The organism is Calditerricola satsumensis, assembly GCF_014646935.1.
Taxonomy (GTDB): Bacteria; Bacillota; Bacilli; order Calditerricolales; family Calditerricolaceae; genus Calditerricola; species Calditerricola satsumensis.
In genome coordinates, this window is record NZ_BMOF01000035.1 from 1 (window position 1) to 25,163 (window position 25,163).

Below are 25,163 nucleotides of genomic sequence, written 5' to 3' on the forward strand. Positions count from 1 at the left end.
ACTACAGCGATGACGAGTACTGAGGTGCAGACGGCGTTGACTTTTCCGCCGGCGTTCCGTAAAATAACCAATGGGCTTTTTAAGAGATCAGACGGGAAAACAAAAGTGCCCCTGTTTCCAACAGGCGTCACTTTTGTTTTTTTTATGTGTTTTCTTCGATCCTCTGACACTGGCAGGGAAAGAGAGGGAAACACCGATGACCAAATACATTTTTGTGACGGGCGGTGTGGTTTCATCTCTTGGAAAGGGCATCACGGCCGCTTCGCTCGGCCGGCTGCTCAAAAACAGGGGCCTGAGCGTCACGATCCAGAAATTTGATCCGTACATCAACGTGGACCCGGGGACGATGAGCCCGTATCAGCACGGCGAGGTGTTCGTCACGGAAGACGGGGCGGAAACCGACCTCGATTTGGGGCACTACGAGCGGTTTATCGACATCAATTTGAACCAGAACAGCAACGTCACGACGGGGAAGATCTACTCGGCGGTCATCGCCAAGGAGCGCCGCGGCGATTACCTCGGCGGCACGGTGCAGGTGATCCCGCACATCACCAACGAGATCAAGGAGCGCGTCTTCCGCGCCGGCCGCGAGACGGGCGCCGATGTCGTCATCACCGAGATTGGCGGGACCGTCGGCGACATCGAGAGCCTGCCCTTCCTGGAGGCGATTCGCCAGATCAAGAGCGACATCGGCCGCGAGAACGTGATGTACATCCACTGCACGCTGGTGCCGTATTTGCGCGCCGCGGGCGAGCTGAAGACCAAGCCGACGCAGCACAGCGTCAAGGAGCTGCGCAGCCTGGGCATTCAGCCCAACGTGATCGTCTGCCGGACGGAAAAACCGCTGTCGCCGGACATGAAGGAAAAGATCGCCCTGTTCTGCGACATCGACCCGGGCGCGGTGATCGAGGCGCGCGACGCGGACATCCTGTACGAAGTGCCGCTCATGCTGCAGGAGCAGGGCCTCGACGAGTACGTCGTTCGCTACCTCGGTTTCGACTGCGGCCCGGCCGACATGCGCGAGTGGCGGGCCTTCGTGGAGAAGATCCGCGGGCTGAAGGAGAAAACGCGCATCGCCCTGGTCGGCAAATACGTCTCCTTGCGCGACGCCTACCTCAGCGTGGCGGAAGCCCTCTTGCACGCCGGCGTGGCCAACGACACCGAGGTGGTGATCGACTGGGTCAACTCCGAGGAGGTCACCGCCGACAACGTGGACGCGCTGCTGGGTGAGGCCGACGGCATCCTCGTGCCGGGCGGGTTTGGCGATCGCGGCATCGACGGCAAGATTGCCGCCATCCGCTATGCCCGGGAGCGGCGCATTCCCTTCCTCGGCATCTGCCTCGGCATGCAGATGGCGGTGGTGGAGTTTGCCCGCCATGTGCTCGGCTGGACGGAGGCGCACAGCTCGGAGATCGACCCGGCCACGCCCTATCCGGTGATTGACCTCTTGCCGGAGCAGAAGGAGATTGAAGACCTCGGCGGCACGATGCGGCTGGGCGCTTACCCGTGCGCGATCGTGGAGGGCAGTTTGGCCCACCGCGCCTATGGGACGACGCTGGTGCGCGAGCGCCATCGCCATCGCTACGAGTTTAATAACCAGTACCGCGAGGCGCTGGAACGGGCGGGGCTGCGCGTCACCGGAACGTCGCCCGATGGCCGGCTGGTGGAGATCATCGAGCTGGCCGACCACCCGTGGTTTGTGGCCACGCAGTTCCATCCGGAGTTCACGTCGCGCCCCAACCGACCGCAGCCGCTGTTCCGCGACTTTGTGCGCGCGGCCAAGGCGTATCGCGCGGCGCGGTGAGGAAGAAGCCGAACGGCGCGGTAAAGCGCGGGATGTGGTGTCGGGATTTCGGAGCTTGTGGGCCTGGTGGCCGGGCTCCGAATTTTTTACCCGAAAAAATACGAAATATTCCTGCTCTCAGAAGGATATAGGCCCCGCTTTGGAGAAAAAAAGGGACGTGGGGTGTTGTGCCGCTGGGGAGGCCAATTCTTCAGGGGGGATTTCCATGGCAAACGGGAAAACGGTGCTCATCGTTGACGACCAGTACGGCATCCGCGTGCTCCTGCACGAGCTGCTGGAGCAGGAAGGGTACACCATCCTGTTGGCGGCCAACGGCAAGCAGGCCATCGAGATCGTGGAGCGCCAGGTTCCGGATCTCGTCATCCTCGACATGAAGATTCCCGGCATGAACGGTTTGGAGATCCTCAAGAAAATCAAAAAAATTGACAGCCGCATCAAGGTGATCATGATGACGGCGTACGGCGAACTTGATATGATAAAAGAAGCGACGGCGCTCGGCGTGCTGGCCCATTTCACCAAGCCCTTTGACATTGACGAGCTGCGCAACACCGTACGCGAGCAGCTCGCGTCCTGACGGGGGATGGGGAGGATGGAGGCCGTCATCCGCGTGCGCATGAGCGCCTCCGACGCCCACTACGGCGGCCAGTTGGTCGACGGGGCGCGCATCCTGGCGCTGTTTGGCGACGTGGCCACCGAGCTCCTCATCCGCCACGACGGAGACGAGGGCCTGTTTGTGGCCTATGACGCGGTGGAATTTAAGGCGCCGGTTTACGCGGGGGATTACATTGAGGCGCGCGGGCGGATCGACCGCGTGGGGAACACCTCGCGGCACATGACCTTCGAAGCGTACAAGGTGATCGCCGCAAGCCAAGACCCCAACCGTCCCTCGGCGGCCACGGTGCTGGCCGAACCGGTGCTCGTCTGCCGCGCGTCGGGGACGTGCGTCGTGCCCAAGGAACGGCAGCGGAAGCCGGCCGAGTAGGCCCTGCCTTCGCGTTGTGGCCGCGCATCCGGTGGGCGGGCGGAAAGCGGCCGGCGTGGAAACGCTTCCGTGGGCGACGCCGGATCGAGCTTGCTGGATAGGGGGGCGATGGGGTGGAGAAACTCGTGATAACCGCGGCCGTGGTTGGCGCGGAGGTGACGCGCGCCCATCACCCGCGCATCCCGTATACCCCCGAAGAGATTGCCGACGAGGCGGTGCGCGCGTGGGAAGCCGGGGCGGCGATCATCCACCTGCACGCGCGACGCCCGGACGGCACGCCAACACAGGACCGCGACGTGTACGCCGAGATCATCGCCCGCATCCGCGCCCGCTGCGACGCCATCCTTCAGGTGTCCACCGGGGGCGCCATCGGCATGACGCCAGAGGAGCGGATGGCGCCGCTGGAGCTTCAGCCGGAGATGGCCACGCTGACGACGGGAACGGTCAACTTCGGCGACGGGGTGTTTTTCAATCCGCCCGACGTCGTGGAGCGGTTTGCCCGCGAGATGAAGGCGCGCGGCGTGCGTCCGGAGTTTGAAATCTTCGACGTGGGGATGATCGAGGGTGCGCTGGCGCTGGTGCGGAAGGGGCTGGTGGAGGGACACCTCCACTTTGATTTTGTGATGGGGGTTCCGGGAGGCATCCCGGCGACTGTGGACAACCTGGTCCACCTGGTGCGCCAGCTGCCGCCGGGCGCCACGTGGACGGTGGCCGGCGTGGGACGCCATCAGCTGCCGATGGCCGTGCACGCCCTGGTGATGGGCGGGCACGTGCGCGTCGGCTTCGAGGACAACGTTTACTACGCCAAAGGGGTGCTGGCCGAGAGCAACGCGCAGCTGGTCGAGCGGATCGTGCGCCTGGCCCGCGAGATCGGGCGGGAGGTGGCCACGCCCGACGAAGCGCGCGCGCTCTTGGGCATCCCGCAGCGCCGTACATAGCGGAACAATCTGCATCCAAAGGAGGAGTCACCATGCCGCTTGTCCCGATGACGGCGTTTTTGCCGCGTGCCAAAGCGGAGGGCTTTGCTGTCGGCCAGTTCAACATGAACAACCTGGAGTTTACGCAGGCGATCATCGAAGCGGCCGAGGAGGAGAAGTCCCCGCTCATCTTCGGGGCCAGCGAGGGGGCCATCAAGTACATGGGGGGTCCCGACGTGGTGGTGGCCCTGGCCAAGGTGTTCGCCGACCGTTCGAGCGTGCCGGTGGCCCTGCACCTCGATCACGGTTCCAGCTTTGACATGGTGATGAAGTGCATCCGCGCCGGGTTTACCTCGGTCATGATCGACGGTTCCCACCTGCCCCTTGACGAAAACATTGCCCTGACGAAGAAAGTGGTCGAGGCCGCCCACGCCGTGGGCGTCTCCGTCGAAGCGGAGCTGGGCAAGATCGGCGGAACCGAGGACGACCTCTCCGTCGACGAGGAGGACGCCATGCTGGCCGACCCCGACGAGGCCATCCGCTTCTGGGAGGAGACGCGCGTCGACGCCCTGGCCCTCGCCGTGGGCACGGCGCACGGCCTGTACAAAGGCGAGCCGAACATCCGCTTCCACATCATCGAGAAGGTGGCCCAAAACATCGAGGCGCCGATTGTCCTCCACGGCGGCTCGGGGGTGCCGGACGAGCAGATCCGCAAGGCGATCCGCCTCGGTGTGGGCAAGATCAACGTCAACACCGAAAACCAGGTGGCGTGCACGGAAACGGTGCGCAAGATCCTGGCCGAAAAGCCGTCCCTCTACGACCCGCGCAAGTACCTGGGTCCCGCGCGCGAGGCGATGAAGGAAGTGGTCAAGCAAAAGATGCGGCTCTTCGGCAGCAGCGGAAAAGCCTAAAACTTCGCGGAGGGAACGGGCGTGAAGCTGTTCATCGACTCGGCCAACATTGACGAAATCCGCGCCGCCCACGAGATGGGCGTCATCGCCGGGGTGACGACCAACCCGACCCTGGTGGCCAAGGAAGGGCGTCCCTTCCAGGACGTGTTGCGGGACATCATCGACATTGTCGACGGCCCGATCAGCGCGGAAGTGATCAGCACCGACGCGGAGGGGATGATCCGCGAAGGGGAACAGCTGGCGGCGCTGTCCAAGAACATCGTCATCAAGATTCCCATGACCGTCGAAGGCCTGAAGGCGGTCAAGGCGCTGACGAAAAAGAAGATCCGCACGAACGTCACGCTCATCTTCTCGGCCAACCAGGCGCTGTTGGCCGCGCGGGCGGGGGCGACGTATGTCTCCCCGTTCATCGGGCGCCTCGACGACGTCAGCCACAACGGCCTGGAGCTGATCGGCACGATCGCCGAGATCTTCGCCCGCCACGGCATCGATACGGAGATCATCGCCGCCAGCGTGCGCCATCCCCTGCACGTGACGGAAGCGGCCCGCCTGGGCGCCCATATCGCCACGGTGCCGTATAAGGTGATTGAGCAGATGGTCAAACACCCGCTCACCGACATCGGCCTCGAGAAGTTCCTGGCCGACTGGGAGAAGGCCAGGGCTGCCCAGCAGGCATAACCTCTTCCGCGCGGGAAACGGCATGAGGATGCCGTTTCCCCCTTCCTTTTTCCTTTTCCCGCGGCACATGTCGCCGCTTTGGTTCCCGCGCTTCCCGATCCGCTTTTCCCATGTGACAGTTGACCAACCCGTTTCCCCGTCGGAAAAAAGCCGCTTTGGTCTTCGCGGCCGACCTCGTTTGCGGTGCGCCGTTTCGTCTGTTTCCAAACTTTCGCTTGGCGCGGAAAAGGAGGGAATGGCTGTGGAACGCAGTTTGACCCTGGAGCTGGTTCGCGTCACGGAAGCGGCCGCCCTGGCCGCGGCGCGGTGGATGGGGCTGGGCAAGAAGGACGAAGCCGACGACGCGGCGACGACGGCCATGCGCCGCGAGTTTCAGCACGTGCCGATGGACGGCGTGGTGGTGATCGGCGAAGGGGAGATGGACGAGGCGCCGATGCTGTACATCGGCGAGCGGCTGGGGCAGGGCGTGCCCCCGGAGGTGGATGTGGCCGTCGATCCGCTGGAAGGGACGAACATCGTGGCCAAAGGGCTGTGGAACGCCCTGGCTGTAGTGGCCGTGGCCGACCGCGGCAACCTGCTGCACGCGCCGGACATGTACATGGAGAAGATTGCCGTGGGGCCCGAAGCCGTCGGCGCCATCGACATCAACGCTTCGGTGAAGGACAACCTGAAGGCGGTGGCCAAAGCCAAGAACAAGGACATCGAAGACTTGGTGGCCGTCGTGCTCGACCGGCCGCGCCACGCCAAGCTGATCGAGGAGATCCGCGAGGCCGGCGCGCGGATCAAGCTGATTTCCGACGGCGATGTGGCCGCGGCGATCAACACGGCCTTCCCCAACACCGGCGTCGACATCCTCTTCGGCATCGGCGGGGCGCCGGAAGGGGTGCTGGCCGCCGTGGCGCTGAAGTGCCTGGGCGGCGAAATCCAGGGCCGGTTGTGCCCGCAAAACGACGAGGAATACGAACGTTGCAAGCGCATGGGGCTCGAGGACCCGCTGCGCGTGCTGCGCATGGAAGACATGGTCAAAGGGGACGACGCCATCTTTGCCGCCACCGGGGTAACCGACGGGGAGCTCTTGCGCGGCGTGCGCTTTTTGAGCCGCACCCGGGCGACGACGCATTCCGTGGTGATGCGGGCCAAAACGGGTACGGTGCGCTTTATCGAAGGGGTTCACCGCTTGGAGCGGAAGCCCAGCTTCCAGCTTGTGGCGGAGGATGCCCAAGGAGCCGAACGCCCATGAATCTGTCGCTGGCCGAGTTGGAAAGCATGACCTTGCGCGAGCTCTACAAGCTGGCGCGCGCGTACCAGATCCCGTCCTACGGGAGCATGAAGAAGAAAGAGCTCGTCTTCGCCATCTTAAAGGCGCAGGCCGAACGGGACGGGTATCTGTTCATGGAAGGCATCCTCGACATCCTCCCGGAAGGATACGGCTTTTTGCGGCCCGTCCACTACCTCCCCTCCAATGAGGACATCTACATCTCCGCCTCGCAGATCCGCCGCTTTGACCTGCGCAACGGCGACAAGGTATCCGGAAAGGTGCGGCCGCCGAAGGAAAACGAGCGGTATTTCGGCCTCCTGCAGGTGGAGGCCGTCAACGGCGAAGATCCCGAGCTGGCTGCCGAGCGGCTGCACTTCGCCGCCCTCACCCCCCTCTACCCGCAGGAGAAGCTGACCCTTGAGACGACGCCGGACAAGCTGTCGACGCGCATCATCGATCTTCTCTGCCCCGTCGGAAAGGGGCAGCGCGGCCTCATCGTCGCCCCGCCCAAGGCCGGCAAAACGATGTTGCTCAAGGAGATCGCCAACAGCATCGCCACCAACTACCCCGACATCGAACTGTTTGTCCTCCTCATCGACGAACGCCCCGAAGAAGTGACCGACATGCAGCGGTCCGTGCGCGGCGAGGTGGTGTACTCCACCTTTGACGAGGTCCCCGAACATCACATCAAGGTGGCCGAACTCGTTCTTGAGCGCGCCATGCGCCTCGTCGAACACAAGCGCGACGTGGTCATCCTCCTCGACAGCTTGACGCGCCTGACCCGCTCCTACAACCTGATCATTCCTCCCAGCGGGCGGACGCTGTCGGGCGGCATCGATCCGGCCGCCTTCCACCGCCCGAAGCGGTTTTTTGGCGCGGCGCGCAACGTCGAAGAGGGCGGAAGCCTGACCATTCTCGCCACGGCGCTGGTCGACACGGGTTCGCGCATGGACGAGGTCATCTATGAGGAATTCAAAGGCACCGGCAACATGGAATTGCACCTCGACCGCCGCTTGGCCGAGCGGCGCATCTTTCCGGCCATCGACATCCGGCGTTCGGGGACCCGCCGCGAGGAACTGCTGCTTACGAAGGAGGAGCTCGAAAAGGTGTGGGCCCTGCGCAGGGTGATGCAGGACGGACCCGAATTTGTGGAGCTCTTTTTGCGCCGGTTGCGGGAGACGAAGAGCAACGCCGAGTTTTTGGCCACCTTTGACGTAAAGGAATGGGCCGCAGCGGGCAAGGGACGCGTCGCTTCCTCATAACCCATCAGGAATGGGTTTTCATGGATCAGAAATAACGATTTGCAGTTTCCAGCGTTTTTCTGTATGCTGGAGGTGGTGAAGGGGCTCAGAATTTTGGCACACTTATGGGCGACGATGAGGGGGCATGTGGTGCATGGAGTCGAAAGTGCGCGAGGAGATGGAACAGTACGTCCGGGAGCGGTTTCTGGAACTGTATCCCAAAACCAAAAAATCATGGAGACGATCAGCCAGATCGCCGGCGAGAGCGGCCTGGGGTATAGCCGGACGTACCAGATCTATCGCCGACAGAAAGACGAGATTTTTCGCCAGGTGGAACGGTTCTCGCGTTCGGAACTGAATGCCGCGCGCCCGAACCGCGAGGAGATCATCGCCTATATGACCCGGCTCATTGACGAAGAAGGCTGGGAGCGCGATCAGGCCATCCGCGAGGCGGCGCGAAAGTTTCAACGAAGCTACCAATTTTGTTATCAAATCTTGCTCAAGGCGCGTCCCGATCTGAAAAAGGCCCGCCGTAGGGGCGGACAAAGCGTCTATGATCTCCTGGAACGGCAGCCGCGATTGGATCACGTCGTGCGCCAGACGGCCATTCGGCAGCTGGTCAGTTTTTTGCACACCCTGGCGCACCTCAAGCGCAGCGTGCAGGCGGAGCACGAGCGGCTTTCGCGACAGGTTCAGGAACTGTTGGTTCAGCTCGGCAGCGTGCAGAAACAGGTGGAAAAGTGGATCGCCGAATTGGAGGAGCGCCCGGTGGTGGCGGAAAACGGAGCGGTCCGGGAGGAAGCGACCGCCGGGGCGGCCGAATCGGCGACAGGACGGGAATAGATCGGGTTCTAAGGTCGCGCGCGGGCGCATATCCTCGAAGCAAAACGCCTGTGTCCACAGGCGAAAGGCGAGGTGAGGGTATTGACGCTGCGGCGACTGGCGCTGTCATCCGCCGTGTTGGCCGGTGTGGGTATCGGCGTCTCGACCCACTCGGCCAGCGCGCGCCCGGATGACCACCACGCGGCGGCGGAACACGTGGTCAAGGAGGCGTTGTTTCGCACGTTCAGTCCGCTTGCCGTCGTGCCCGATCGGGTGTGGGAAGCCGAGCAAAGCCGCATCCCGGTGACGTACACGGTCCGACCTGGGGATACGCTGTCGCAAATTGCGTACCGTTTCGGCGTTTCGGTTCACGAGCTGATGGCCGCCAACGGCCTGCGCCATCCGCATACCATCCGGGCCGGGAAGACGCTCAAGGTGCTGCTGCGCAAAGAGCTATACGTCGTCGGCGTCGGAGAGACCCTGGACCAAATCGCCGAAAAGAAAGGGGTTGCCCTCGACGACCTGCTGCGCAACAATCCCGAAGTGCGGGCCTACGACGGACAAGTTTATGCTGGGCAGGTGTTGGTGGTTCCCCGCGACATGCCCAAAGGGGTTCCCTTGCCGAGCAAACGCAAATCGGTGGTGCGCGTGGCGAGTGCGGTGTCCTCGGAACCGCCGGCCGAAGAAGGGGCGGACCGCGAGCGATCCGTTCGCGCCACGCGCGCCAAACCCGGCCCTTATGCCAATGGGATGCCGCTTTCCTGGCCGGTGGCCGGGGAAATGGTCATCACCAGCCGCTTCGGCATGCGTTGGGGACGCCTGCATGAGGGGATCGACATTTGGCATCCCGATGAGTGGCGGACGCCGATCCGCGCTGCCCGCCGCGGCGTGGTGATCGAGGCGGGGGCGAGCGGTGGCGGGTACGGGCGCCTTGTGGTGATCGATCACGGGCGCGGCATAGAAACGGTTTACGCCCATTTGCGCCGGGTCGTCGTCTCCGCGGGGCAAACGGTTGAGACCGGCGACATCATTGGCTATATGGGGCAAAGCGGGCACACGACCGGCGTGCACCTGCATTTTGAAGTCCGCCTCTACGGGCGACCGGTCGACCCGCTTACCTACCTCCAGTAGGGGAAGGCACCTCCTGGGAAAGCCGGCGGCTTTCTTGTCCGCTCCAAGAAGTCGTGTTATAATCACATCATGTGCGCATGCCCGTCCAAAAAGGAGTGGCAGATTTTTTCGGGGAAAGAGGTGAACGAGCATGAAACCGGGCATCCATCCGGAATACAAAATCACCACGGTAACCTGCGCCTGCGGAAACACCTTTGAAACGGGTTCGGTAAAAGCCAACCTGCGTGTGGAAATTTGCTCGGCATGCCATCCGTTCTTCACCGGCAAGCAGAAGTTTGTCGATACGGGTGGCCGTGTGGACCGCTTCAAGAAAAAATTTGGCCTGTAATCCTCTCGATGATGTGCACGCCGGTTCCGCGGGAGCCGGTTTTTCTTTTGCGCGGGTGATGGAGATGGACAGAGGGAGCGGTGGGCATGCAACCCCTTAAGCGCAACGGATGGATTGAAGTGATATGCGGGAGCATGTTTTCGGGGAAAAGCGAGGAGCTGATCCGGCGGATCAAACGCGCGCGCATTGCCCGGCAGACGGTGCAGGTGTTTAAGCCGCGCCTGGACAACCGTTACGCGCCGGATGCCGTGGTTTCCCACAACGGCGCGCTGGAACAGGCCGAGAGCGTCGCCCGGGCGGAGGAGCTGCTCGATCGCGTGTGGCCCCACGCCGACGTGGTCGCCGTCGACGAGGTCCAGTTTTTCGACGACGCGATCGTCGACGTGGCTGAGGTGCTGGCGGGCCGCGGCGTGCGCGTGATCTTGGCGGGACTGGATCTGGATTTTCGCGGCGAGCCCTTTGGCCCGACGCCGCTTCTCATGGCGCGGGCCGAATACGTGACGAAGCTGCACGCCATTTGCGTCCGGTGCGGCCAGCCGGCGACGCGCACGCAGCGCTTGGTCAACGGCAGGCCGGCCCACTACAACGATCCGGTCATTTTGGTCGGTGCGGCGGAACGCTACGAGGCCCGCTGCCGCCATTGCCACGAGGTGCCGGGCAAGCCCGCAGCGGCGGGCCTGGCGCATCCGGCCGTGCCACAAGCTGACGGCTGAGGAAGCCATCGTCCTGCATGGCTCCTTTCCGGCCGGGCATCCTAACAGCAGGAGGTGGGGCCCATTGTGGCGAGCAGTACGGTGGTTCCTCCCGGCTGCGGTCTTGTGCGGTTGGCTTTCCGCATGCGCCCCGAACGCCGCCCCGGGCGGCGAGGGCTCGCAGGTGTCGCCCTACGGGGTGGGCGGCGATGCGGGACGGCGCGAGACGGGACGCATCACCCCCTTTGACACCACCGACGGCGGCCGTCGCGAATTGAACCCGAACCTGTTCCGCGGCCCGGGCTTTCAGGCCAATCCAACGGACCTGGCCGACCAACTGGCCCGGCGCCTGGAGCGCATCCCGGGGGTGGAGAACGCCACGGTGGTGATTGCCGGCGGGAATGTCTACGTCGGCTTGGATCTCGACCGCCGCACGCCCCCACAGACCGCCGACCGCATTCGCGACGAAGCGCGCAGCCTCGTTCGTGCGAAATTGTCGCGCTATGACGTCTATGTGACGGCCGATCGGTCGCTTACGGGGCGCTTGCTGGAAATTCGTGACGGTTGGCGAAACGGTACGCCGCTGGACAACTACAACGGCGATCTCCTCCGCATCCGACGGAGCATCGAAACGGCACCGTAACATCCGCGCTCTCCGCGCCCCAAGGGCGATGGGGAGCGTTTTTGCTGGGATCCGGTGTCGTTTTCTTTCCCGCATTGGCGTTGTAAAATATGATACTATGGATACCCCAACATCGAGGTGAACGGCCGTGTTGGAACGATTGGAAGCGGTCGTGGCGCGATATGAGGAATTGAGCCGGCTGCTGTGCGATCCGGAAGTGGTCAACGATCCGGAAAAGCTGCGCACCTACGCCAAGGAGCAGGCCGACTTGGAGGAGACGGTGACCACCTACCGCGCCTACAAGCGCGTGTGCGAGGAATTGGAACAGGCCGAGGCCATGCTGGAAGAAAAGCTGGACGACGAGCTGCGCGCCCTGGTTAAGGAAGAGATTTCCTCCTTGACCGAGCAGAAGGAGGCCCTCGAGACGCAGCTCAAGAGGCTTCTGTTGCCCAAGGACCCGAACGACGAGAAGAACGTCATCGTCGAGATCCGCGCGGCGGCGGGTGGGGAAGAGTCGGCCCTCTTCGCCGCCGACCTGTTCCGCATGTACACGCGCTATGCCGAGCGCAAAGGCTACCGCACGGAGATTCTCGAGGCCCATCCGACCGACCTGGGCGGGTTTAAAGAGGTGATCTTCACCGTCCAGGGGCGCGGCGCGTACAGCCGCCTGAAGTTTGAAAGCGGGGCCCACCGCGTCCAGCGCATCCCGGTGACGGAGTCGGGCGGCCGGATTCACACCTCGACGGCAACGGTGGCCGTTCTGCCGGAGATGGAAGAGGTGGAGGTGGAGATCGACGAGAAGGATCTCCGCATCGACACTTTCCGTGCCAGCGGCCACGGCGGCCAGCATGTGAACAAGACGGAGTCGGCGGTGCGCATCACCCACCTGCCGACGGGAATTGTCGTTTCGTGCCAGGACGAGAAGTCGCAGATCAAAAACCGCGAAAAGGCGATGCGCGTGTTGCGCGCCCGGGTCTACGAGTTCTACCGCAAGCAGCGGGAGGCAGAGCTGGCCGACGCGCGCAGGAGCCTGGTCGGCACCGGCGAGCGCAGCGAGCGCATCCGCACCTACAATTTCCCCCAAAACCGCGTGACCGATCACCGCATCGGCCTGACGCTGCACAAGCTGGACCTTGTCCTGGACGGCGACCTCGACGAGATCATCGACGCGCTCATTGTGCACGAGCAGGCCGAACTCTTGAAAAAGGCCGAGTGAGGGCCGATGGCCACCGTCCGTGAAGCCTTCCAGCGGGCTTCTCTTCGGTTGCGCCGCGCAGGGGTAGACAGCGCCGTGTCCGACGCGGAGCGCTTGGTGCGTTTCGTCCTCGGCTGGCCGCGCGAGCGCTTTTTTGCGCATCCGGACGCGGTCCTGCCGCCCGGGGCCGAGGAGCGCCTTGACGCCCTGGTGGCCCGGCGCGCCGCCGGCGAGCCGCTGCAGTACCTCCTCGGGGAGCAGGAGTTTTACGGCCGCCCGTTTCGCGTGACGCCGGCCGTGCTCATTCCCCGCCCGGAGACGGAGGTGCTGGTGGAGGCGGTCCTGGCGGCAACCGACGCGATATGGTCGCCGCATGCCGCCCTCGCTGCGGTCGACGTGGGCACCGGCAGCGGGGCCATCGCCGTGACGCTGGCCGCCGAGCGCCCGCGCTGGCGGGTATGGGCCGTCGACTGCTCCGCCGAGGCCTTGGCCGTGGCGCGGGAAAACGCCGCCCGCCACGGGGTGGCCGCGCGCGTCGCCTTCGCGTGCGGGTCGTGGCTGGCGCCGCTGCGCCGGGAGGGACGGCGCGTGCAGGTCGTCGTGTCCAACCCGCCGTACATTCCCACGGCCGACATTGCCGGGCTCGAGCGGGAAGTGCGCGACCACGAGCCGCGCCTGGCCCTGGACGGCGGCCCGGATGGCCTGAACGCGTACCGCAGCCTGGCGCGGGAGCTGCCCGACGTGTTGGATCGCCGCGCCGTTGTGGCCGTCGAGGTGGGGGCGGGCCAGGCCGAAGCGGTGGCCGGCCTCTTTCGGGCGACCGGCCTGTTTGCCCGCCTCACCGTCACGCCGGATTTGGCCGGCATTCCGCGCGTCGTCGTCGCCGTGCGGGAGGGGTGAGCGCCCGGCGCAGCGCCGGCGGGCCGGCTGCGGCTGCGCGCCGTCCGAACCTCCGTTCCCCGTTTGAACGTCCACCCACCCGTCGATACTGGGACCAGGGAGAGGACGGAGGGGAACAAGATGACGGATCGGTTGCGGTGGCTCGTTGCGTTGACGGGTCTCATTTTGGTCATCGTGTGGGTGGCGCACGGGCGCGCGACGAGCGTGACGGCGAACGTGGCGCTGCCGGATGCGGCGGATGCGGCCATTCCCGCCGAAGCGATTCGCTTTCGCGTGATTGCCAACAGCGACGCGCCGGAGGACCAGGCCGTCAAGCGGGCGGTGCGCGATGCGGTGGTGGCGCACCTGGAAGACGTGCTGCGCGGCGCGCAAAGCGTGGACGAGGCGCGCGCGCACCTGGCGAAGGCCCTGCCGACGATTGAAGCGCTGGCGGTCAAGACCGTGCGCGCCGCCGGCTTTGCCTACCCTGTGGACGTGACGCTGGGCCGGGTGCCCTTTCCGACCAAGCGCTATGGCACGCGCATCTACCCGGCCGGCGAGTACGAGGCCCTGCGCATCACGCTGGGCGACGGCCGCGGGCAGAATTGGTGGTGCGTCCTCTTTCCGCCGCTGTGCTTTGTGGACATGGCCGGCAGCGACGCCGTGGCCTCGCAGCCGGGGCCAGCGGCGGCACAGGCGGCGGAGGACGAACGCCCCGTGGAAACGCGCTTCTTTCTCCTCGACGTGCTTCGGCGTCTGCTGGAATGGTTGTGGGGATGAGGGCGGGATACCGGGCCGTCGGCACGCTGCCGACGGCTTTCTCGCGTTGCGGAGGGCGCCGCGGCACCCGACCCCTTGTTATCCACAAGTTGTTCACATGTTGTTGAAAAATTTCGGCCTTCCGCCCTATACTAGGACAAGTACGTCCCTTGCGCGCGACAAGCCCGCCCGTTGCGGCGCGTCCACGCCACAAAACGCCATGCGGCAAAGAAGGAGCGAGACGACGATGCAGACAACGGTGTGGCGCATCGATGCCGCCGAACCCGGATGGGAGACCGGCGCGGCGATCCGCGAAGCCGCCGCCCTGCTGCGGCGCGGCGAACTGGTGGCCTTTCCGACGGAGACGGTCTACGGATTGGGGGCCGACGCCACCAACGACGCCGCCGTGGCGCGGATCTTTGCGGCCAAGGGGCGGCCGGCGGACAACCCCCTGATCGTTCACGTGGCCGACAAACGGCAACTGGCCACCCTCGTCGCGGATGTGCCGGAGGTTGCCCGGCGCCTCATCGACCGCTTCTGGCCGGGGCCGCTTACCCTGGTGTTGCCCCATCGGGGGACGGTCTCGCCGCGCGCCACCTGCGGCCTGCCCACCGTGGCCGTGCGCATGCCGGCCCATCCCGTCGCCCGCGCCCTCATCGCCGCCGCCTGCGTGCCGGTGGCGGCGCCCAGCGCCAACCGGTCGGGGAAGCCGAGCCCGACGACGGCCGAGCACGTGTTGGCCGACCTGGCGGGGCGCATCGCGGGGGTGGTGGATGGCGGGCCGACGGCGGTGGGCGTCGAGTCGACGGTCCTCGATCTGACGACGCCGGTGCCCACCATTCTGCGCCCCGGCGGCGTAACGCGGGAGGAGTTGGCGGCGGTGGTGGGGGAGGTGTCCCTCGATCCGGCCCTCGTGCGGGAAGGGGAAACGCCCCGCTCGCCCGGCGTCAAGTACACCCATTACGCGCCGGCGGGGGAAATGACGCTGGTGGCCGGAGCCCCTGAGGAGGCGGCGCGCCGCATTCAGCGCCTCGCCGACGAGGCGGCCCGGCGCGGCGAGCGGGTCGGCATTCTGACCACCGAAGACGGCCGGCACCGGTACCGCGGCCCGCATGTCGTGGTGCCCTGCGGCCGGCGCGACGATTTGGCCAGCGTGGCGGCTGGCCTCTACGCGGCGCTGCGGCGCTTTGACCAAGAAGGGGTGACGCGGATCTACGCGGAGACGTTTCCGGAGGTGGGCATCGGCGCGGCGCTGATGAACCGCCTGCGCAAGGCTGCGGGCGGACGCATCGTGCCGGGCGACTCCGCCTAGGGGATGCGCAGGTCTAACCCCTTCCCCGCGCGCATAAGGCTGGAAAAGCGGGGGAGGGGTTGAGGTTGTGGGAAACCTCCGGGCAATGGGGGCAACTGCTCACCTGGTGGCTGCTGGCCGTCGCCCTTGGGCTGGACGCCTTTTCGCTCTGCGTGGGCATCGGGCTTGCGGGCATCCGCCTGCGCCAGGTGATGCGCGTGAGCGGAACGATCGGTGCCTTTCACGTGATGATGCCGCTCATCGGCGTCGCGCTGGGCCAGGTGCTGGTGCCCTTTGTCGGCAGCCTGGCCACGCTGCTTGGCGGGCTTTTGCTCTCGTTTCTGGGCCTGCACATGCTGTGGCACGCCAGCCGCGGACACGCCCAGCCGACGGGCGTGTATCTGAGCGGAACCGGCCTCCTGCTCTTTGCGCTGACGGTCAGCCTGGATGCCCTCTCCGTTGGATTCTCCCTCGGGCTGCTTGCGGGGAGCGCCGCCTTGGCCGTTGCCCTGTTCGGCCTGATGGGCTTTTTGATGGCGGGGTTTGGCCTGTTGGTCGGGCGCCGCGTGGGGCGCTGGCTGGGCGAGTACAGCGAGGCCTTCGGCGGCCTCATCCTGGTTGCGTTTGGCTTCAAACTGATCGTAGGCGGTTGAAAGCGGCGACCGTTGTCCAGGAGTAGCCGAACGGTAGGGGGAATGGCGGTGAAGGTGCTGTTTGTGTGCACAGGGAACACGTGCCGAAGCCCGATGGCGGAAAAACTGTTTCGCCGCCTGGCCGAGGAGGCCGGCCTGGCCGTCGACGCGCGCTCGGCCGGTTTGGCGGCTGCAGAGGGCGCGCCGGCGTCGAAACATGCCCGCGCTGTGCTGAAGGAACGCGGCCTCGACGACGCGCACCGGTCCCAAACGGTGTCGGCCGAGCTGATGGCGTGGGCCGACGTGGTCCTGACGATGACCCGCGCCCATAAGGAGCAGTTGTGCCTGCGCTTTCCCGAACACGCCGAAAAGGTGCACACGCTGAAGGAGTTTGCCGAAGACTCCCCCGAATTGCGCCAGCGGCAGGCGGAACTCGACCGGGCCTACGCCGAGCTGGAACTGAAGCGGAGCGCCTTTTTGCGCCGCCACCAGGCGGAACTGGAAGCGCTCGAGCGGCGCCGGCAGGAGCTCCAAGAGGCGCTGCGCGAGGTGGAGGATCGGCTGGTCGCCCTCCAGCGGGCCTTAGAGGACGAAACGCGTGCCGAGCGCGCCCGGATCGCCGAATTGGAAGCCGCCCTGCCCGCCCTCGACATCGCCGATCCCTTCGGCGGCGACCTGGAGACGTACCGGGCATGCGCCGATGAGCTGGAGGCGGCGCTGCGCAAGGTGGTGGACAAGCTGCGCGCGAACCACTCGCCGTCCGAGGGGGCGTAAGGCGCAGGGACAAAGCGGGAACGGGCGTCGGTCCTTGCGGTATAATAGCGGTGAAACCGTTCGCGAAGGAGTCGAAGAAGATGCGAGTGGCCATCGCTTCGGACCACGGCGGATACCGGCTCAAGGAGGAGATCAAGCAGCTTCTCGACGAGCTGGGCGTCGCCTACGAAGACTGCGGTTGCCACGGCGAGGAGGCCGTGGATTATCCCGACTACGCGTTGCCGGTGGCGGAGAAGGTGGCCCGCGGGGAAGTGGACCGCGGCATCTTGATTTGCGGCACGGGCATCGGGATGTGCATTGCGGCCAACAAGGTGCCCGGCGTGCGCTGCGCCCTGGCGCACGACACCTTTTCGGCGCGGGCGACGCGGGAGCACAACGACAGCAACGTGCTCGCCCTCGGGGCGCGGGTTATCGGGCCGGGGCTGGCCCGCGAGATCGTACGCACGTGGCTGGAGACCGACTTTGCCGGCGGGCGGCACGAGCGGCGCGTGAACAAAATCCGCGCCATCGAAGCGCAAAAGCTGGGCGGGTGAAAGGATGACCGAACGGCTGACGCATCAGGGAGCGGGCGGCGCGCAGGCGATGGGGCCATCCCCGGACGCCGGCGTGGATTTGGCCGACGTGACGGTGCGCACGCGGCAGGTTGTGGAGGAGCTGCAGGAAGCGGCGGCCCTCGGTCCGAACCATCTGCTCGTCATCGGCTGCAGCACGAGCGAGGTGGCCGGCCGGCCCATCGGCACGGCCGGCAGCCTGGCCATTGCCGCGGCGATCTGGGAAGGGGTCGAAGCGGTGCGCCGGCGGCATGGCTTCCACGTGGCCTGGCAGTGCTGCGAGCACCTGAACCGCGCCCTCGTCGTCGAGCGCGAGACGATGGAGCGCTTTGGGCTGGAAGAGGTCACCGTGGTGCCCCATCCCAAGGCCGGCGGGTCCATGGCTACGGTGGCCTACGAGCGGATGCGCGACCCCGTGGTCGTGGAGGCGGTGCGCGCCCACGCCGGGGTGGACATCGGCGACACCCTCATCGGCATGCACCTGCGACCGGTGGCCGTGCCGGTGCGCCCATCGGTGCGCGAGATCGGACAAGCCCATGTGACGATGGCCCGCACGCGCCCCAAGCTGATCGGCGGGGAGCGCGCCATCTACCGGCGGCCGGATGGGGCCCATCCCGCCGGCGACGGCCAGCGCAACGAGGAGTGACGGCCGATGCCGTTTTGGCCCCGGGCGGCGAATGTGCGCCCTAGGCCTTCCGGCGTTTCGGTGGACAAACCCGTTCGGCCGAGCGCGCCCAAAAGAAGCTGAGGAAGAGGAGGAACCTTCGTGGAACACTTGCGCAAGCAGGACCCCCAGGTGGCGGAAGCGATTGAACGGGAGCTGAAGCGGCAGCAGCACAACATTGAACTCATTGCGTCGGAAAACTTCGTCAGCCGCGCCGTGCTGGAAGCGATGGGCACGGTGCTGACGAACAAGTACGCCGAAGGGTACCCCGGGCGCCGCTACTACGGCGGGTGCGAATGGGTTGACGTCGTGGAAGAGCTGGCGCGCGAGCGGGCCAAGCAGCTGTTCGGCGCCGAGCACGCCAACGTGCAGCCCCACTCGGGGGCGCAGGCCAACATGGCCGTCTACCATGCCCTGCTGGAGCCGGGCGACACCGTGCTGGGGATGAACCTCTCCCACGGCGGCCACCTGACCCACGGCAGCCCGGTCAACTTCTCCGGGGCGCTGTACAACTTCGTGGCCTACGGCGTCGACCCGGAAACGCACCGCATCGACTACGACGAGGTGCGCAAGCTGGCCCATGCCCACAAGCCGAAGCTGATCGTCGCCGGAGCCAGCGCCTATCCGCGCATCATCGACTTCGCGAAGATGCGCGAGATTGCCGATGAGGTCGGGGCCTACCTGATGGTGGACATGGCCCACATCGCCGGCCTTGTCGCCGCCGGCCTCCATCCCAGCCCGGTGCCGCACGCCCATGTGGTGACGACGACGACGCACAAAACCCTGCGCGGCCCGCGCGGCGGCCTCATCCTGTGCCAGGCCGACCTGGCCAAGGCCATCGACAAGGCGGTCTTCCCCGGCATCCAGGGCGGCCCGCTCATGCACATCATCGCCGCCAAGGCCGTCGCCCTCGGCGAGGCCCTTACGCCGGCCTTCCGCGACTACGCCGCGCGCATCGTCGCCAACGCGAAAAAGCTGGCCGAGGCTCTCCTCGAACGCGGGTTTGTGCTCATCTCGGGCGGCACGGACAACCACCTCATCCTCGTCGACGTGCGCAACCTGGGTCTGACCGGCAAGCGCGCCGAGGCGCTCCTCGACGAGGTGGGGATCACCGTCAACAAGAACACCATCCCCTACGACCCGGAAAGCCCCTTCGTCACCAGTGGCATCCGCATCGGGACGCCGGCCGTCACCACGCGCGGCTTCGACGAGGCGGCGATGGTGGAAATCGCCGACATCATGGCCGCGGTGCTCCAAAACCCCGACAATGCCGCGGTGAAGGCGGAAGCCCGCGCCCGGGTCAAGGCCCTGTGCGAGCGGTTCCCGCTGTACCCTGATTTGGGTTGACGGCGCCGCGGGGAACTTGCTGCCGGCGAAGGCCGGCTTTTCTTTTTGCGACGCGAAGGAGGCGAGACCATGCCGAGACGGCGCGTGCGGGAATGGGGCATCCGCGTGGGCACGCTTCCGCCGGGGCGCTTCAATCACCTGGTCGATGTGCCGGGGGTCAGCGTCGGCCATGTGACGCTATGGGAAGGGGACGCCGTGCGCACGGGCGTCACCGCCATCCTTCCCCATGGCGGCAACTGGTTTCGGGAAAAGGTTCCCGCCGCCGCCTTCGTCCTCAACGGATTCGGCAAAACGGTCGGCCTCGTCCAGGTGAAGGAGCTGGGCCTGCTGGAGGGCCCCATCCTGCTCACCAACACCTTTGGGGTGGCGGCCGCCCTGGAAGGCGCGCTCAGGTACATGCTCGCCGAAAACCCGGACCTTGGGGAAGCGTGGGGATCGATCAACCTGGTGGTGGCCGAGTGCAACGACAGCTGGCTACACGACATGCGCGGCCTGCATGTGCGGCCCGAGCACGCCATGGCGGCCATTGCCAAGGCCCGCGCGGCGCTGCCGCTTCTGGCCGATGACGCGCCCCTCGAACCGGGAGCGGCGGCGCGGCGAGCGGAAGCCCTGCAGGAGGGGGCCGTGGGGGCCGGGACGGGGATGGTCGCCTTCGGATGGAAGGGCGGGATCGGATCGGCCTCCCGCCGCATTGCCGCAGGCGGGCAGACGTTCCATGTGGGGGTGCTGGCGCTCTGCAATTTTGGCCGCCGGGAAGACCTCATCGTATCCGGCGTTCCGGTGGGCCGCCTCGTGCACGGGCCGGACGACGGGGCAAGGGAGGGGGATGCCCCGATCGGTTCCGCGGGCGTCGAGGCGGACGGAGAGCGCGGTTCGGTCATCGTGGTGGTGGCCACCGATGCCCCGCTCCTTTCCCGCCAATTGCGGCGCGTGGCCAAGCGGGCCGCTCTGGGGCTGGCGCGGGTGGGTGGTTATGCATACCACGGCAGCGGCGACATCGTCCTGGCCTTTTCGACGGGCTTGCGTGTCGCGGCTTCCCCGTCGTCCGAAGCGTCCTGGCTTTCGCTCACGGTGTGGCGCGACGACGATCCGGCGATGAACGCGCTGTTTCGCGCCGCGGTCGAAGCGACCGAGGAGGCCGTCCTCAATGCCCTCTTTGTGGCCGAGACGGTTACCGGCAAGGGCGGACGCGTGGCCCATGCCCTGCCCGCCGAGCGGGTGGCCGCCTATTGGCATGCCCTTTTTGGTGGGAAGGCCGATCCCGATTTGGTATAATGAGGCGGAGTGCGATTCGGAACGGGAGGAAACGGGTGCAATGAGCCGCGTCTACGTGTTTGACCATCCCCTCATCCAGCACAAGCTGACGCACATCCGCGACAAAAACACGGGAACGAAGGAGTTTCGCGAGCTTGTCGAAGAAGTGGCCATGCTGATGGCCTACGAGATCACGCGCGACCTGCCCTTGGAAGAGGTGGAGATCGAAACGCCCGTGGCCCCGGCGAAGGCCAAGGTGCTGGCGGGGAAGAAGCTGGGCCTCATCCCCATCTTGCGCGCCGGCCTGGGCATGGTGGACGGGATCCTGCGCCTCATTCCCGCGGCCAAGGTGGGGCACATCGGCCTGTACCGCGATCCGGAGACCCTGCAGCCGGTGGAATACTACATCAAACTGCCGACGGACATCGATGAGCGCGAGCTGATCGTCATCGACCCGATGCTGGCCACCGGGGGGTCGGCGGCGGCGGCGCTTGCGGCGCTCAAAAAGCGGGGCGCGCGCAGCCTGAAGCTGATGTGCCTCATCGCCGCGCCCGAAGGCATCGCCCGCGTGCAGGAGGAGCATCCCGATGTCGACATCTATGCCGCGGCCGTCGACGAGCGGCTGAACGAGAAGGGGTACATCGTTCCGGGGCTGGGCGACGCCGGCGACCGGCTGTTCGGAACGAAGTGAGGGTTGCGTGATCCCGGAGGCGTTCGGCCGTCGCGTCAACGTTCCCGCCAAGGAGGAGGAAGCGCGATGACGGCGCGCATCCGCGTCATGACCGTGTTCGGCACGCGGCCGGAGGCGATCAAGATGGCGCCCCTCGTGCAGGCGCTGCGCCGCGTGCCCGACGAGATCGAACCGATTGTCTGCGTCACCGCCCAGCACCGCGAGATGCTCGACCAGGTGCTCGAGATCTTCGCCATCGAGCCCGACTACGACCTCAACGTGATGCAGCCGCGCCAGAGCCTGGTCAACATCACCACGCGCGTGCTGGCAGGCATGGACGGCGTGCTGGCCGACGCCCGGCCCGACATCGTCCTCGTCCACGGCGACACCACCACCACCTTCGTCGCCGCCCTCGCCGCCTTTTACCGCCAGATCAAGGTGGGCCACGTGGAAGCGGGGCTGCGTACGTGGAACAAGTACGCCCCGTTCCCGGAGGAGCTGAACCGCCAGCTCACCGGCGTGCTGGCCGACCTGCACTTTGCGCCCACGGCGTGGGCGGCGGAGAACCTGCGCCGCGAAAACAAGCCCGAGGCGACCATCTTTGTCACCGGCAACACCGTCATCGACGCGCTGCACACGACGGTGCGGGAAAATTGGCACCACCCGGTGATGGCGCGCCTCGGCGGGCGCGACCTGGTGCTGGTGACGGCGCACCGCCGCGAGAACCTCGGCGAGCCGATGCGCCGCATGTTCCGCGCCATCCGTCGCCTGGTTGACGCCCATCCAGAGATCGCCGTGGTCTACCCCGTGCACCTCAACCCCGCGGTGCGCGAGGCGGCGCAGGCGGTGCTCGCGGGGCATCCGCGCATTCACCTGATCGAGCCCCTCGACGTCCTGGACTTCCACAACCTCCTGGCCCGCGCCCGCCTGGTGCTCACCGACTCCGGCGGCGTGCAGGAAGAGGCGCCGGCCTTCGGCGTACCGGTGCTCGTCATGCGCGAGACGACGGAACGGCCCGAGGGTGTGGAGGCGGGCACACTCAAACTGGTCGGCACCGACGAGGAGCGCATCTTCCAAACCGCGCACCATCTCCTCACCGATGCGGCCGCCTATGCGGCGATGGCCAAGGCGGCCAACCCCTTCGGCGACGGCCGCGCCTCCGAGCGCATCGTCGCGGCCATCCTGTACGCCTTTGGGCGGCGCAGCACCCCGCCGGCGCCCTTTGTGCCGGCCCAAAAGGTTACGGCTTGAGGCGGAGGCGGTGCAACCCCACGCCGTTCCCTTCCGTCTACATCCAAGGAGGAACGCGTAGCGCGAAGGCGCCCCACAAGAGGAGCGCAGCGAAGAACCGAACGCAAAGTTCGACACAGAGACAACACCAGAGAAAACAGGGGGAGGAGAACGAAATGGGGAACGCGCTTCGCCGGCTGGCGGCCGGCGCGTTGGCGCTGTGCACGGCGCTGGCCGCGACCCCAGCGTCTTGGCTTCCGTCCGCGTCGGCTGCCGTGGCGGCAACGGTGGCGTGGTCGGAACCGGTGGGCGAAGGGGTGGTGGTGACGAAGTACGAGAAGCGGGTGGGCGGCCGGCCTGTCGACATCTTCGTCGCCGAGATCGACCTGCGCAACCCGTACGCCCAGATCGTCCCGCTGTACGGAAAGGAGGGCCACCTGACGCGGAAGCAAACCGTGCTCGGCCACGCGCAGGCGTCCGGCGCGGTGGTGTCCGTCAATGCGGACTTCTTCCACCTGAGCGGCATCGGGGTTCCGCTTGGCCCGGTCATCGACCAGGGGACCGTTGTCAGCGCCCCGGGCGTCGCGACGTGGCCAACCTTCGGCGTGACGAAAAGCGGGGAAGCGGTGATTTTGCCCCTGGCCTTCACCGGTACGGTCACCGCTCCCGATGGCCGCACCTATCCGCTGCGCGGCGTGAACAAGGAAAGCTTTGACCCGCGCGACGGGGCGCACAGCCACATCAACCAGCTCAATCTGTACACCCCGGCGTGGGGGCCGACCAGCTACGGCAACGCCAAGGGTGCGTTCAAAAACGTGGTCGAGCTGGTCGTCGCAGGCGGCGTTGTCCGCGAGGTGCGCGTCGATCAGCCGGGGGCAAGCATTCCCCCGAACGGGTACGTGCTGTGGGGGCAGGGACAAGCTGCCGAATTTTTGAAAGCGCACTTTCGCGTCGGCGATCCCGTCCAGGTGTCGTATGGGCTGAAGAACGATCCGGGCCTGCAGATGGCGGTGGGAAGCCATATCCTCCTTGTGGACCAGGGGCGTTCGGTCAACCCCGTCGACCCGGCGGTGGCGAGCCATGTGCCCCACGCCCGTGCCGCTGTCGGGATCGACCGCAGCGGGAAGAAGGTGTGGCTGGTGGTCGTCGAGCGATCGGCCGATGGGGACAGCAAAGGGATGACGCTCCCGGAACTGGCCGATTTTCTCGTGGAGCTGGGAGCCTGGAAGGCGATCAACCTGGACGGCGGCGGCTCGGCGATGATGGTGGCGCGCCGGTTGGGCGAAACGAACCGCGTGGCGCTGAACGAGCCCCCCTACAAAGGCGGCTACCGCGCCGTGCCGACGGCCATCGGCGTCCTCAACACGGCACCTGCCGGCGAGGCGAAAGGGATATTCGTCACCGGCCCGAAGGAGGTGCTGGCCGGCGACACGGCAACCTTCTCCTTTAAGGGCTACGACGTTCACTACCATCCGTACCGCGTCACGCCGCAAGAGGTGGTCTGGCAGGTCAGCGGTCCGGGTGCCGCCAAGGCCCACGGCTTTTCCGTGCGCTTCCCCACCGGCGGGACGTACACGCTGACGGCGCGGGTGGGGGCGGCCAGCCGGCAGCTGACGGTGCGGGTGATCGGCGGCGCCGACGTGGCGCGGCTGGTCGTCCAGCCGAGCGAGCTCGTGCTCAAGCCGGGCGAGACGCGGACGTTGACGGTGCAGGCGGTGACCAAGGACGGCCGCACCTTCACCCTCAAGCCGCATCACGTCACGGTGACGGCAGAGGGGGCGATCGGCGCGGTGAACGGCCTCGCGGTAACCGCCGGTCCGGCCGCCGCCATGGGGTTCTTGCGTGTCGCCTTTGACGGTGCGGTGGCCGTCGTTCCCGTCACCGTCGGCGCGCCCGCGGCGCCGTTTGCCGACGTGCGCGGCCACTGGGCCGAGCAGCCCATCGCCGCCCTGGCGGCGCGTGGGTTGGTGGCGGGAGTGGCGCCCGGCCGCTTCGCCCCCGATGCCCCGGTCACGCGCGCCCAGCTGGCCGTCCTGCTGGCGCGGCTTTCGGGCGTGGAGACGCGCGCGGGCGCTCAAGCGCGGCCGCTTCCGTATCGCGATTCCCTGCCGTCTTGGGCGCGGGAGGCCATTCGGGCGATGACAGAGCAGGGACTGTTGCGGGGTTATCCTGACGGCACCTTCCGCCCCGATCGCCCGGTGACGCGGGCGGAGCTGGCTGCCATCCTCGACCGGTACCTGGGGGCGACCGGGCATGCGCCGCTGCCGCCCTTCCGCGACGCGGCCGCCATTCCGTCGTGGGCGCGGGAGGCCGTCGCCCGCGTGGCGCAGGCTGGGGTGATGAAGGGGACGGGCGACCGCTTCGAACCCCAGCGGCCGACGACGCGCGCCGAGGCGGCCGTCGTCCTCTACCGGCTGCTCATGCTGCCCAAGGGGCCTGTGGCAAAACGGTGACAAACCGGTGGCGGCGAAGGCTCTAGGTCAATAATTGTGGATGCGAGGTCAACCAAGCCAAGGGAACAAAAGCGAGGA

27 protein-coding genes are annotated in these 25,163 nt (G+C 66.5%); 26 read left to right on the forward strand and 1 reads right to left on the reverse strand.

What is annotated here, in order from left to right:
• Window positions 1–194, reverse strand: a 194-nt coding sequence (locus IEX61_RS12500; RefSeq protein ID WP_229725794.1) for a hypothetical protein, incomplete at its 3' end; no start/stop codon positions are given.
• Between the two features lie 2 nt (window positions 195–196).
• Between IEX61_RS12500 and pyrG the strand changes: the two genes are divergently transcribed.
• The 26 genes from pyrG (at window position 197) to IEX61_RS08600 (ending at window position 25,085) form a co-directional block, all read left to right on the forward strand.
• Window positions 197–1,804, forward strand: a complete 1,608-nt coding sequence (pyrG, locus tag IEX61_RS08475) for a CTP synthase (RefSeq protein WP_054669083.1) — start codon at window positions 197–199, stop codon at window positions 1,802–1,804.
• 205 nt (window positions 1,805–2,009) lie between these two features.
• Window positions 2,010–2,378 carry a response regulator gene (locus IEX61_RS08480; protein WP_054669085.1) on the forward strand — a complete coding sequence of 123 codons (369 nt, stop codon included), beginning with the start codon at window positions 2,010–2,012 and terminating at the stop codon, window positions 2,376–2,378.
• Between the two features lie 15 nt (window positions 2,379–2,393).
• Entirely contained in the window at window positions 2,394–2,786 is a 393-nt protein-coding gene (kal, locus tag IEX61_RS08485) for a 3-aminobutyryl-CoA ammonia lyase (RefSeq protein WP_054669087.1), read from the forward strand.
• 113 nt (window positions 2,787–2,899) lie between these two features.
• Complete coding sequence (kce, locus tag IEX61_RS08490; RefSeq protein WP_188817595.1) at window positions 2,900–3,724, forward strand: 3-keto-5-aminohexanoate cleavage enzyme; 825 nt, start codon at window positions 2,900–2,902, stop codon at window positions 3,722–3,724.
• Between the two features lie 32 nt (window positions 3,725–3,756).
• Window positions 3,757–4,614: a class II fructose-1,6-bisphosphate aldolase gene (locus IEX61_RS08495; protein WP_054669089.1), complete on the forward strand. Its 858-nt coding sequence runs from the start codon at window positions 3,757–3,759 to the stop codon at window positions 4,612–4,614.
• A 21-nt stretch (window positions 4,615–4,635) separates the two neighbouring features.
• Entirely contained in the window at window positions 4,636–5,292 is a 657-nt protein-coding gene (gene fsa, locus IEX61_RS08500; RefSeq protein ID WP_054669091.1) for a fructose-6-phosphate aldolase, read from the forward strand.
• Between the two features lie 241 nt (window positions 5,293–5,533).
• Entirely contained in the window at window positions 5,534–6,532 is a 999-nt protein-coding gene (glpX, locus tag IEX61_RS08505) for a class II fructose-bisphosphatase (protein ID WP_054669093.1), read from the forward strand.
• Window positions 6,529–7,812, forward strand: a complete 1,284-nt coding sequence (gene rho / locus IEX61_RS08510; protein WP_054669095.1) for a transcription termination factor Rho — start codon at window positions 6,529–6,531, stop codon at window positions 7,810–7,812. Before glpX ends, rho begins: the two co-directional genes overlap by 4 nt.
• Window positions 7,813–8,025: 213 nt before the next feature.
• Window positions 8,026–8,634, forward strand: coding sequence for a hypothetical protein (locus IEX61_RS08515; protein WP_054669097.1), 609 nt, complete (start codon window positions 8,026–8,028; stop codon window positions 8,632–8,634).
• Window positions 8,635–8,706: 72 nt separating this feature from the next.
• The gene (locus tag IEX61_RS08520) at window positions 8,707–9,744 is read left to right on the forward strand and encodes a M23 family metallopeptidase (RefSeq protein ID WP_229725795.1); all 1,038 of its coding nucleotides are present in this window, start codon (window positions 8,707–8,709) and stop codon (window positions 9,742–9,744) included.
• A 130-nt stretch (window positions 9,745–9,874) separates the two neighbouring features.
• Window positions 9,875–10,072, forward strand: a complete 198-nt coding sequence (gene rpmE, locus IEX61_RS08525; RefSeq protein ID WP_054669099.1) for a 50S ribosomal protein L31 — start codon at window positions 9,875–9,877, stop codon at window positions 10,070–10,072.
• Between the two features lie 86 nt (window positions 10,073–10,158).
• Window positions 10,159–10,785 carry a thymidine kinase gene (locus tag IEX61_RS08530; RefSeq protein WP_054669101.1) on the forward strand — a complete coding sequence of 209 codons (627 nt, stop codon included), beginning with the start codon at window positions 10,159–10,161 and terminating at the stop codon, window positions 10,783–10,785.
• 163 nt (window positions 10,786–10,948) lie between these two features.
• The gene (locus IEX61_RS08535; RefSeq protein WP_188817597.1) at window positions 10,949–11,407 is read left to right on the forward strand and encodes a YhcN/YlaJ family sporulation lipoprotein; all 459 of its coding nucleotides are present in this window, start codon (window positions 10,949–10,951) and stop codon (window positions 11,405–11,407) included.
• A 127-nt stretch (window positions 11,408–11,534) separates the two neighbouring features.
• On the forward strand, window positions 11,535–12,602 hold the full coding sequence (prfA, locus tag IEX61_RS08540) for a peptide chain release factor 1 (RefSeq protein WP_054669105.1): 1,068 nt from the start codon (window positions 11,535–11,537) through the stop codon (window positions 12,600–12,602).
• A gap of 6 nt (window positions 12,603–12,608) precedes the next feature.
• Window positions 12,609–13,481, forward strand: coding sequence for a peptide chain release factor N(5)-glutamine methyltransferase (gene prmC / locus IEX61_RS08545; RefSeq protein ID WP_188817599.1), 873 nt, complete (start codon window positions 12,609–12,611; stop codon window positions 13,479–13,481).
• Between the two features lie 120 nt (window positions 13,482–13,601).
• Window positions 13,602–14,240, forward strand: a complete 639-nt coding sequence (gene spoIIR, locus IEX61_RS08550; RefSeq protein ID WP_188817601.1) for a stage II sporulation protein R — start codon at window positions 13,602–13,604, stop codon at window positions 14,238–14,240.
• A 226-nt stretch (window positions 14,241–14,466) separates the two neighbouring features.
• Window positions 14,467–15,531, forward strand: coding sequence for an L-threonylcarbamoyladenylate synthase (locus IEX61_RS08555; protein WP_188817602.1), 1,065 nt, complete (start codon window positions 14,467–14,469; stop codon window positions 15,529–15,531).
• Between the two features lie 65 nt (window positions 15,532–15,596).
• Window positions 15,597–16,163 (forward strand): manganese efflux pump MntP, encoded by a 567-nt coding sequence (locus IEX61_RS08560; protein WP_054673529.1) that lies wholly within the window; start codon window positions 15,597–15,599, stop codon window positions 16,161–16,163.
• 42 nt (window positions 16,164–16,205) lie between these two features.
• Entirely contained in the window at window positions 16,206–16,916 is a 711-nt protein-coding gene (locus IEX61_RS08565) for a low molecular weight protein arginine phosphatase (RefSeq protein ID WP_188817604.1), read from the forward strand.
• 80 nt (window positions 16,917–16,996) lie between these two features.
• Entirely contained in the window at window positions 16,997–17,449 is a 453-nt protein-coding gene (gene rpiB, locus IEX61_RS08570; RefSeq protein ID WP_054672449.1) for a ribose 5-phosphate isomerase B, read from the forward strand.
• Between the two features lie 49 nt (window positions 17,450–17,498).
• Window positions 17,499–18,113 carry a TIGR01440 family protein gene (locus tag IEX61_RS08575; protein ID WP_188817613.1) on the forward strand — a complete coding sequence of 205 codons (615 nt, stop codon included), beginning with the start codon at window positions 17,499–17,501 and terminating at the stop codon, window positions 18,111–18,113.
• 120 nt (window positions 18,114–18,233) lie between these two features.
• The gene (glyA, locus tag IEX61_RS08580) at window positions 18,234–19,478 is read left to right on the forward strand and encodes a serine hydroxymethyltransferase (RefSeq protein ID WP_188817606.1); all 1,245 of its coding nucleotides are present in this window, start codon (window positions 18,234–18,236) and stop codon (window positions 19,476–19,478) included.
• Between the two features lie 69 nt (window positions 19,479–19,547).
• Complete coding sequence (locus IEX61_RS08585) at window positions 19,548–20,753, forward strand: DmpA family aminopeptidase (RefSeq protein WP_188817608.1); 1,206 nt, start codon at window positions 19,548–19,550, stop codon at window positions 20,751–20,753.
• A gap of 40 nt (window positions 20,754–20,793) precedes the next feature.
• Complete coding sequence (gene upp / locus IEX61_RS08590; protein ID WP_054672243.1) at window positions 20,794–21,423, forward strand: uracil phosphoribosyltransferase; 630 nt, start codon at window positions 20,794–20,796, stop codon at window positions 21,421–21,423.
• 66 nt (window positions 21,424–21,489) lie between these two features.
• The gene (gene wecB, locus IEX61_RS08595; RefSeq protein WP_054672246.1) at window positions 21,490–22,653 is read left to right on the forward strand and encodes a non-hydrolyzing UDP-N-acetylglucosamine 2-epimerase; all 1,164 of its coding nucleotides are present in this window, start codon (window positions 21,490–21,492) and stop codon (window positions 22,651–22,653) included.
• Window positions 22,654–22,808: 155 nt separating this feature from the next.
• Window positions 22,809–25,085, forward strand: a complete 2,277-nt coding sequence (locus IEX61_RS08600; protein ID WP_188817610.1) for an S-layer homology domain-containing protein — start codon at window positions 22,809–22,811, stop codon at window positions 25,083–25,085.
• Window positions 25,086–25,163 lie beyond the last annotated feature (78 nt).